The following is an 8,927-nucleotide window of genomic DNA, read 5'->3' on the forward strand; positions in this document are numbered from 1 at the left end:
CTAATTTGAGCCAAGTCGGGAGGATTGGTTGACTAGGACGCTCGGTCGTGTCGTGAAGTTTGGCCAGTCCAACCGAACTGAACATAAAGACTACCGAGATTATTATGATCGCGACACAAGGCGCGTGATCGCGAAAGTATACGGCGAAGACATAGAGAAATTCGGCTTCAGGTTTTGAGGATCGCGTGCGGCCTCGGCTCATTATCGAGGTGCAAAGAATATTTGGTTCAATCAAATCGGGTGCACGCGCACGCTGGGATCAATGCTTTGAGCACTTCCAAGTATGACCCCAGAATATCCAACATAGTTGTTTAGTCCGATTTTTACTGGTGTTGCAGCCGAGGAGAAAACGATCGGCGTGTCTGATAGGGGTTCGTCCATGGAACGACGATACTTAATAAACTGATTATCCGATATTGTGATTTCTTGCCCACCGCTAATGTCGATTATTCCGCGGCCGCTTTTCGGGCGATTCATACTAGCGTAAAATACACAATTTGTAATAGATAGCCCTTCCACTCGAGTTACTTTTATAGCCGATCCGTTTGTTGGATCAGTATTGGGTGCATCGAACTGTACGCCCGAGATGAAAAGTCCGCGGCCCCCTTCCACGGATATGTGGTGCGCATTCCGTCGAGCGGTTATGATGCAACGGCCGATGTATGATTTTTGCATGACCGAGCGCAGGAACGGTTTTGTGCTTGACTTCCATGCTGGCGAGTTATTGTCTAAAAAGGACTGCGCTTCCGTCCCGAAGATCGTGTTTTCGCTTCCTCCGATAAAGAACGGAGTTTCGTGCATCGCCTGACCGTGGAATGTCCCAGTCAGCGAGACACCGGTGCCGTAACCCCACCAGAACGTCCGCATATCGCGTACCGCTAGGTTGTGGAGCGTGCAGTACCAGAGCGTCTGTCCTCGTATGGAAGCGGACGTCATATCTAATTTGGGAAAGACATCGGTATCACTTCCATGCTGACCACCTTCGAATAGTATTCCAGACAACGTGATGTCACGGGGTGAACCGTCGGCTGGATAATTTCCGCGCCTCCGATCATCTGTTGGGAATTCGAAAATTGAGGTGTTAGGTTTTCCGTCCCATCGAATCGTGGTGCCACCGTTATATTCCCTTGCCGGTTGCCCACTGGTGCCAATAATCTTTAAGCCAGAATATAGTCTGATTGGCGTTGACGTCTGATATATTCTGTTTGACAGAACGAATGTTTGAGCGCCTTGACCGCCGGTCTCCCGTGCGAGTCGATTAAGCATCGCCAGGCGCTCGTCATCGGTAGCACCGAGTTCGTCAACGAGAATTTGCGAACTGGCCAAGTCTTGCGCCGCTGAGGCAGGCGATGTGGCCAGTGACAAAGTAGCGGCGGCCAGGGATGCGCCGGTAAACCCGAGTGAACGCCGGGATCGGGGTCGCAGAAGGTCGTGTCGAAATCGGTCATTTGAATCAGCGTCGTCATCGATTCGACCAGGGTCGAAAAAATCTGCGCGCATGCGTTTCTGATTCGGAAAATCGTCGTCGCCGTGCTGCAATTTGCGTTTCCTTTTCCAGTCGGGTACCGCGCCGTGGGGTGTAGTCAAGTTAGTGGCCAGAGATGCTGTCGCGTGGATATCCTTGGAGGGCGATCTGCTTCTTTTCGACAGTATCGAGAAGAGTGCTTCTGTTGACAAGCGACTGGGCGCGCAAGCGCAATCGCTCTACGAGCGGCTATTTCTCAGTACTATACGACGAGTCTCCGTATCTGGCCGCCCGACATTCCAAGTCAGGTTGGCGGCTCACGAGTTCGCTCGACTCGGCTGTAATGCAATTGTCGACGGCGATTGTTTTGGTGGTGGCCATCAGGCGGCTCCGCCGTCGAGATCGACCTCGAACGCCGCGTCGTAAGACGACAGGTCCCGCACCGCCACTTCGGTCTCGGCTGGCGGCAGTGGAGTCTGGATGCGTCTGCGCCGCAACACCTTCGCCGCCTCGATAGGGGCCGGGTCGGAGATCGTCTGGTGGGTGGCCCAGGCTTGCCGGCGATGCTGCGTGTCCACCCTTCCCGAATGAGATCAGTTAATCTGTACCCGTGTGTAGGTCCGCGGCTGTGCGTGTCGAGGGCAGAGTGGTTATCAGGAGGTCTAAGGCGCTGTCAGAATTCCTCGTCGGTTAGCGACAGTTCGTTGCGCGGTTGTGATCGGGTGAGCTAGTGGCCGCGATGGCGATCGAGAGTGGCCTGAACCGCCCTGGAAAAGTAGGAGGCTCCTGACCTTGGAAACGAGGATGCAGGTATGCCGAAGGAACAGTCAGCTGGCAAGCCCACGACACGTCGCTATAGCTCGGAGGAGAAGGCCGCCGCGGTCCGGATGGTCCGCGCCTTGCGCTCGGAGCTGGGCACGACGCAGGGCACGTTGGCGCGGGTGGCCAACCAGCTGGGCTACGGGTGGAGTCGGTGCGCAGCTGGGTGCGCCAGGCCGACATCGATGACGGGGTCGCGCCGGGGGTGACGACCGCTGAATCGCAACGGCTCAAAGAGCTCGAGCGGGAGAATCGAGAACTTAAGCGTGCCAACGAGATTCTGAAACGAGCGGCGAGTTTCTTCGGGGCGGAGCTCGACCGCCAACGCAAGAGATAGTCGCCTTCATCGACGCCAACCGCGGCGAGTTCGGGGTCGAGCCCATCTGCGCCGTCCTGCGCGGTTGAGGCACTCCTTGCGCAGGCGGTTGTTGAACGATTCGATGTAGTCGTTGTCCCACGGGCACCCCGGCGGGATGTAGACAATCCCGGTCCTGTTCTCGCAGAACCGTCGCAGCGCTTGAGAAACCATTTCCGGACCGTTGTCCATGCGCAGCACCTTCGGCGGCCCGCCGGCGGCGGCGAACACCTTGGTCAGCTCGGCAACCAGAGCCTCGCCGGTGATCGAGCGCTCCACCAGGTTCAGCAGCGACTCGCGGGTGTGTTCGTCGATCATCGAGGCGATCTTGATGGCCTTGCCGTCGATGTTGGAGTCGAACTGGAAATCGATGGCCCACACCACGCCCGGCGCATCAGCGAGGATCGGCGACACCGACGAGACCCCGGCCCGCTTGCGCGGGGACACGATCTTGACTTGCAGGCCCTCTTCGCGCCAGAGGCGGTGGATCTTCTACTCATGAACGAGCGGCGCATCAGCAGCCTGGACTCCTGATCAAAACAGGACTGTTTGTAGGTCTATCCACAGGCTCGGAGCCGGGCTGTTGGTCACCGTTCACTCGCCGCCGCCGGGACTCCTATGGATCTTCAGGACCGATGAGTCCTCCAAGAAGACCGGGAGCCTGGCGGCGGCGCAGAACAGCAAGACCCATAGCGGCGTGTCGCTCCTGACCAACCGCTGATCAGCGGTTGGTATTGCTCGTGGTTCGAGCCTGCTCGCACGACCGGACGCCCCATCTGTTTCGGGAGCCGTAGAGCTCTGACGAAGACCGGCGCCGTGCGGGTGCGCTGGGATCGCGAACAGCTCATCGGAGGCAAGCCCGAGAGGCTCGTAAGTAGGGTGCTGCGCGTTCTCGCTCAGGTCTGGAACCAATGATGCTGTACGGCGAAACGGAGGTGTCAAGGGAATGAATCGATATTGCGGAATTGACTGGGCGGAAGGGCATCACGACATCGCGATCAGCGACAGCGACGGCAAGCTGGTGGCCAAGAAACGCATCAGCGACGATGTGGCTGGGTTCACCGCGTTCACTGAACTCCTTGCCGACTGTGGTGACGGCGCGGATGACCCGATCCCGGTCGCGATCGAAACCCCTCGGGGGCTACTGGTCGCGACTCTACGCAGCACAGGCCGGCCGGTGTATGCCATCAATCCGATGGCTGTGGCTCGCTACCGGGAACGGCACTCGGTAGCTCGCGCGAAGTCCGACCATGCTGATGCCATGACGCTGGCCCACATTCTTCGCGTGGACGCGCACCTGCACCGACAACTGCCCGTCGATAGCGAATTGGCCCGAGCCATAGCGATTTTGGCGAGAGCTCAACAGGATGCGGTGTGGCGGCGCACGAAGGCCGGCAATGAACTACGTTCGTTGCTGCGCGAGTACTACCCAGCGTTCCTGGATACCTTCGCCGGTAAGTCAGCCACCAACTTGGCCAAACCGGAAGCCCGCGCAATCCTCGCAATCGCACCCACACCGGCGCACGCCACCCGGCTCACCAAGTCCCGCATCGCAACGGCGCTGCGGCGCGCCGGCCGCAAACGCGGCATCGACGATCTCGCCACCGACATTCTGCAACGTTTGCGAACTCCACATCTACGGCAACCCGACTTGGTCGAGAAAGCCATGGGCCGCCAGGCGACGGCCCTGCTAGCGATGCTCGATGCCGCCTGCACCGGCGCTGATGACCTCGAACAAGCCGCCAGTGAGCAATTCCGCACGCATCCCGACTACGCGGTCATCACCAGTTTCCCTGGCTTGGGCGATGTGACTGGCGCCCGCGTCCTCGCCGAGATCGGTGATGACCGCAGCCGATTCGCCGACGACCGCGCACTGAAGGCATACGCCGGATCAGCACCGGTCACCCGAGCCTCCGGCAAGGTCACGTCCATCACCCACCGCAGAATCAAGAACGACCGGCTCGCCGCGGTCGGCTGGGTGTGGGCGACCTACGCCTCGATCCATCCCGGCCCTGCCCGCATGCATTACCGCCGCCGCGACCACGGCGACCGCCACGCCGCCGCCCTGCGGCACCTATTCAACAAAATGCTCGGCCAACTCCACCACTGCCTGCAAACCCGCCAAACCTTCGATGCGCAGAAGGCCTTCGGCTACCCGGGCGACACCCAGAACGGCGCTGCTGCTTGACAGTTAGCGTAATCGGAGGTCTTCTTGTTGACCTCACGACGCTCGTCGTAGCGCAGCGCCGCCCACGCACGGCGGAACCCGTGACACGGGTGTTTGGTGGCGTAGGCGCGCAGCCAGGCCCTCATCTCGGCGTCGGGATCGTCGGGGGTCTGTGCCAGCGGCAGCCGACGGTAGGTAGAGCGAGCCAGCCCAACGGCCTTGCAGGCCAGACGCTCCGACATGCTCAAGGTCGTCTTGAGCATGTCGACGGCGCGGCGCTTGGCAGTTCGCCACGCGACGCGCCACTGTTTCGTCGGAAAAAAACTCGGGCCTTAATCGACGCCGACGTCATCGAGAGTGTTCCGACCGTGGAGCTAGCGAGCTGACAGGCGCCCACAAACGCATCACTCAACTCGAGATCGAGCTCACCTTGGACTCGCGACGCTTCTTAGTCTTTCACGTGAGGAGGCGGTGGTGCGCCCAAAACGCCGACGCACAGGGCGTTGTGCAGCGGGCTGCCAACCAGCTCGGTTACGGATGGAGTCAATACGCAGCTGGGTCCGCCCGGTCGACATCGGCGGGGGGCGTGGCGTCCGGGGTGATGACGGCCGAATCGCAGAGGCTCAAAGAACTGGAGCAGGAGGACCGAATTCAAGCGCGCAAACGAAATCCTGAAACCGGTCAAGCTTTCTGAGGGCGGAGCTCGATGCTGCGGTTTTCCGCAGCCGCCCCGCCGACGTTTCGGCCACGAGCAACACGGCTGCCACCGCGCGCCCGCCAGAAAGGGCGCCGAAGGACATCACGCCCTCGATGACAATAGTCGCCGAGCGTCGGTCGACCTTGCCGATAATCTAGGTCAAGGCTCGATCAAGACTTGCGGGCGAGTTTGGGACCATAACTTAATTGCCTGTCCCGCCGGTGGCGGCGACCAGCGCTAGCGATTGCGTGGCCGCCTCGGTGTCGACTCCGATGTGGAACGCATCGTCCTCTGCGACTAGGCATGGCGCGCCGGCCGAGAAGAGAAAGTTTTGCGGCAGGCCTGTAGGGGGCCACGACTCGCGACAACGAGTGGGGCAGGCTTCCAAACATGCAGCCAAAAGGAAGACGCCGGCCTGCGTCGCGACCCCCGCCACACGGACAAACCGCTCGGTGGAGCAACCCATCACAGGGCTAGGCGATCGACGAGCCAGACCCCACCCGGACGGCAATATCGTTGCTACCAGCCGGTACCGAGCCAGCCATAAAGATACTTGCAGGCGGTACAGTTCGGGCAGTCAACACGTCCCGATCATCCTCTCTAGCTAACTCACGGCCAACGCGTGCTGTCGCCCGGGCTCCGCATCGTCGTGACTCCCGTGTCGCTTGCAGTATAAGATGGCACTTCGAAGCTGGGTCTATGACGAAACGTGGGCCGTGCGCCGGTATATTTGATCTCGACCAAGGGGGCTCCATCTTGAATTTTCCCGTTTCACCGCACGTAAATGCTGAGATCGACGCTTTGGTCGAACAGTTCGCGAATTCCGGACCTGTCAAACATATCGTGATTGACAACTTTCTCGACCCCGAATACGCGAATGCGCTCTTTGAGGACCTCCCGGACTTGGCTTTGATGCCCAAGTCTCGCGACTACGTTTTTAGCGACAAGCGAGAACTGTCGACCCTCGACAAGCACTCGAAATTGTCACTCCAACTGCACGAAGTTTTTATGAGTTCCGATTTTGCGGAATTTGCTTCGAGGCTGTCGTCTAAATCTGTCATCATCGATCCCGAGTACGTCGGCGGCGGCTTCCACGCGGGCGATACTGGAAGTTTTCTTGACCTTCACGTCGACTTCAATGTACACCCAGTGCACGAAGATTGGCTGCGCGAGCTCAATATCCTACTTTATCTCAACCCGGAGTGGGAGTCGTCATGGGGGGGAGAGCTGCTGCTGACCGACGACCCCGGACACGAACCCATCGCAGTGCCCCCACTTTTTAATCGCCTTGTGATTATGGAGTGTACCGACAATTCATTTCACGGTTACAAACCTATCCGATTTCCAGCGGGTCATTCACGCCGATCCATTGCCGCCTACGCGTACTCGAAGATCGCCGCTGGATCGGTCGAGCGGCACACCACGAATTGGGCGCCTGAGGATCCCGGACTACTCAAGGGTATTCTTGCGCGAAACTGGAATCGCCTGGTGCTGACGAAGAACAAATACCTAGGCAGCGGAACTCTCAAGAATCGTCGTTGACGCAGGTACTCGGAATAAACCGGCGGCCTGGGTGTCGGATATTGTCCGTTATGGCGGCACCTCTCGTTCGAGGCCAGATTCCCGAAAGGTGGGTCCTGGAACTGCAAACATCGCGCATCAGCAGTTGACAAGGCCACCTGCAAGACAATTGGTTAGGAGATGCGATGCCGTCGGTAGCTATCATCGGCACCCGCGGTTACCCAAGCTATTATGGCGGCTTTGAGACCGCAGTTCGGCGCTTGGCGCCGAGCCTAATAAACAGCGGGTGGGACGTTACTGTATATGGACGGCAGGGGTCGACACGACTAGACGACATCGACAGAGATAGCAGAGTGCACTCCCGGCTTACGCGCGGGTTGGAGACCAAAAGTCTCAGCACTTTATCTTACGGTTTGACCTCGACCATCGACGCAGCTTTGCGACGTCCAGATGCCGCAATTATTATGAACGTCGCAAACGGGTATTTCCTCTCTGTGCTGAAGGCGCGAAAGATACCAACGCTGCTAAATGTAGATGGTATCGAATGGGAACGCGCTAAATGGAATCCACTGGCGAAGCGTGTATTCAGAACCGGTGCTTTCCTATCAGCGCGTTGGGCGACCGAACTCGTGTTCGACGCGCGAGCCATAGAGTCGTACTGGCAAGAAACATTCCAAGTCGGTGGGACATTTATACCGTACGGAGGGGACATCCCCGAAGCCCTTCCAGTGCCGAACGGACTTTCGCATCGTAGTTATGTTCTTGTCGTCGCGCGCTTTGTGCCCGAGAACAGCGTTACGCAGTTCTTCGATGCCGTACCAGTTATCGCCAAAAGCTTTCCAGTTGTGATCGTTGGAAGCTCCGGATATGGGGGTGAATTCGATGACACCGCACGCAACTTGCACAATGTCCATGAGAACGTCACTTGGCTTGGACACATAAGTGACGACGCTTTGCTTCTATCGCTTTGGCAGCACGCCGGTGTGTATTTTCATGGACATACTGTGGGGGGAACCAATCCCGCCCTAGTGCAGGCAATGGCGGCTGGTGCTCCGATTTTGGCCCGGGACACCGTTTATAATCGCGAGGTACTGGACGAGGGCGGCGAATTCGTGGGAGGGGAGTCGGCGCAAATCGCTCAGAAAGTTACTGAAATGATGCAGGACCCCGTCCTTTTAGAGGACATGGCTTCGCGTAATCAAGGGCGCGCGGCCGAGCACTACTCCTGGTCGAAGGTTTGCCGTGATTATGAGACAGCGCTTTCGCGGATTGTCTATGAGTGCCGCGGACACTGAGCCTGTTGCGTAGGCCGGTTCGGTGGTTCGTGTCGTTGAAATGAACCGGGCCTCGGCGGGTAACGATTCGGAATTCCTATACACGCTCGATCCCGCCGAGCTGATCCTTGCCGCGATCTCCACCCCGAAGGAACTCGCTGCTCGTTTCAGGATCTTGTTGGCGCGCTTGAGTTCTCGATTCTCCTGCTCGAGCCTATTGAGTCCCGACTTAGACCTGACTTAGGTCACCTTCGGCCGCCTTTTCCTGACTTTTATCACCGTCGGCGGTTTGGTGGCCATGTAGGTCTTTGACCTGCATATTCGGGTTCCTCCTGGTGCGGATTTGTGCACTAGCTGTACTACCCAGGCAGGTTGGTTGAAGAAGTGTGACGACTCGCTGTAGCGGTCGTTGATTGGCGAAGGCCTCCCGTCGTGGAGTGGAGCTGCTACCACTTCACTTCAACGAACGGGAGACCTTCATGGTCCACGCTAACGCTGTGTTGACTCCGCGCGGCCGGTTGTTGCTTGCGCGTCTGATCGTCGATGAAGGCTGGCCAGTAGTTCGGGCCGCCGAGCACTTCCACGTGTCCTGGCCGACGGCCAAACGACGGGCAACCCGCTACTTGGCG

Annotated in this window: 7 protein-coding genes, 2 pseudogenes and 1 other annotated feature; of the genes and pseudogenes, 5 read left to right on the forward strand and 4 right to left on the reverse strand. The window is 58.7% G+C overall.

Features of this window, described 5'->3' with window-relative positions; genetic code table 11:
* Positions 1-231 precede the first annotated feature (231 nt).
* Positions 232-1,539: a hypothetical protein gene (locus tag J3476_RS24255; protein WP_207068868.1), complete on the reverse strand. Its 1,308-nt coding sequence runs from the start codon at positions 1,537-1,539 to the stop codon at positions 232-234.
* A gap of 306 nt (positions 1,540-1,845) precedes the next feature.
* Positions 1,846-2,043: a hypothetical protein gene (locus J3476_RS24260; RefSeq protein ID WP_207068869.1), complete on the reverse strand. Its 198-nt coding sequence runs from the start codon at positions 2,041-2,043 to the stop codon at positions 1,846-1,848.
* Between the two features lie 234 nt (positions 2,044-2,277).
* On the opposite strand from J3476_RS24260, the pseudogene J3476_RS24265 reads away from it, so the two are divergent.
* Positions 2,278-2,683: pseudogene (locus J3476_RS24265) on the forward strand (transposase); the annotation flags it as partial.
* Positions 2,576-2,698: a sequence feature (AL1L pseudoknot), on the forward strand. Its footprint overlaps the pseudogene before it by 108 nt.
* Here J3476_RS24265 and J3476_RS24270 read toward each other — a convergent pair.
* Positions 2,628-3,086, reverse strand: coding sequence for a DDE-type integrase/transposase/recombinase (locus J3476_RS24270; RefSeq protein ID WP_207068870.1), 459 nt, complete (start codon positions 3,084-3,086; stop codon positions 2,628-2,630). (Overlaps the previous feature by 71 nt.) The pseudogene J3476_RS24265 and the gene J3476_RS24270 overlap by 56 nt on opposite strands.
* A gap of 499 nt (positions 3,087-3,585) precedes the next feature.
* Here J3476_RS24270 and J3476_RS24275 point away from each other — a divergent pair, with 499 nt between their 5' ends.
* Positions 3,586-4,827 carry an IS110 family transposase gene (locus J3476_RS24275; protein WP_207068871.1) on the forward strand — a complete coding sequence of 414 codons (1,242 nt, stop codon included), beginning with the start codon at positions 3,586-3,588 and terminating at the stop codon, positions 4,825-4,827.
* Here J3476_RS24275 and J3476_RS24280 read toward each other — a convergent pair.
* Positions 4,791-5,048, reverse strand: a complete 258-nt coding sequence (locus J3476_RS24280; RefSeq protein ID WP_207068872.1) for a hypothetical protein — start codon at positions 5,046-5,048, stop codon at positions 4,791-4,793. The two genes, J3476_RS24275 and J3476_RS24280, sit on opposite strands and share 37 nt — an antisense overlap.
* A gap of 1,154 nt (positions 5,049-6,202) precedes the next feature.
* Between J3476_RS24280 and J3476_RS24285 the strand changes: the two genes are divergently transcribed.
* From J3476_RS24285 to J3476_RS24295, 3 genes and pseudogenes are all read left to right on the forward strand, one after another.
* Positions 6,203-7,045 (forward strand): 2OG-Fe(II) oxygenase, encoded by an 843-nt coding sequence (locus tag J3476_RS24285; RefSeq protein WP_207068873.1) that lies wholly within the window; start codon positions 6,203-6,205, stop codon positions 7,043-7,045.
* 164 nt (positions 7,046-7,209) lie between these two features.
* Positions 7,210-8,319 carry a glycosyltransferase gene (locus J3476_RS24290; protein WP_207068874.1) on the forward strand — a complete coding sequence of 370 codons (1,110 nt, stop codon included), beginning with the start codon at positions 7,210-7,212 and terminating at the stop codon, positions 8,317-8,319.
* A gap of 458 nt (positions 8,320-8,777) precedes the next feature.
* Positions 8,778-8,927 (forward strand): annotated as a pseudogene (locus tag J3476_RS24295) (leucine zipper domain-containing protein); the annotation flags it as partial.

Source organism: Mycobacterium sp. PO1, assembly GCF_017312405.1.
Lineage (GTDB): Bacteria > Actinomycetota > Actinomycetes > Mycobacteriales > Mycobacteriaceae > Mycobacterium.

What these genes read in the sequence shown, in the direction of transcription:
- J3476_RS24275 (WP_207068871.1), top strand. Translation starts at nt 3,586, where the DNA reads ATGAATCGATATTGCGGAATTGACTGGGCGGAAGGGCATCACGACATC.
- J3476_RS24285 (WP_207068873.1), top strand. Translation starts at nt 6,203, where the DNA reads ATGACGAAACGTGGGCCGTGCGCCGGTATATTTGATCTCGACCAAGGG.
- J3476_RS24290 (WP_207068874.1), top strand. Translation starts at nt 7,210, where the DNA reads ATGCCGTCGGTAGCTATCATCGGCACCCGCGGTTACCCAAGCTATTAT.
- J3476_RS24280 (WP_207068872.1), bottom strand. Translation starts at nt 5,048, where the DNA reads ATGTCGGAGCGTCTGGCCTGCAAGGCCGTTGGGCTGGCTCGCTCTACC.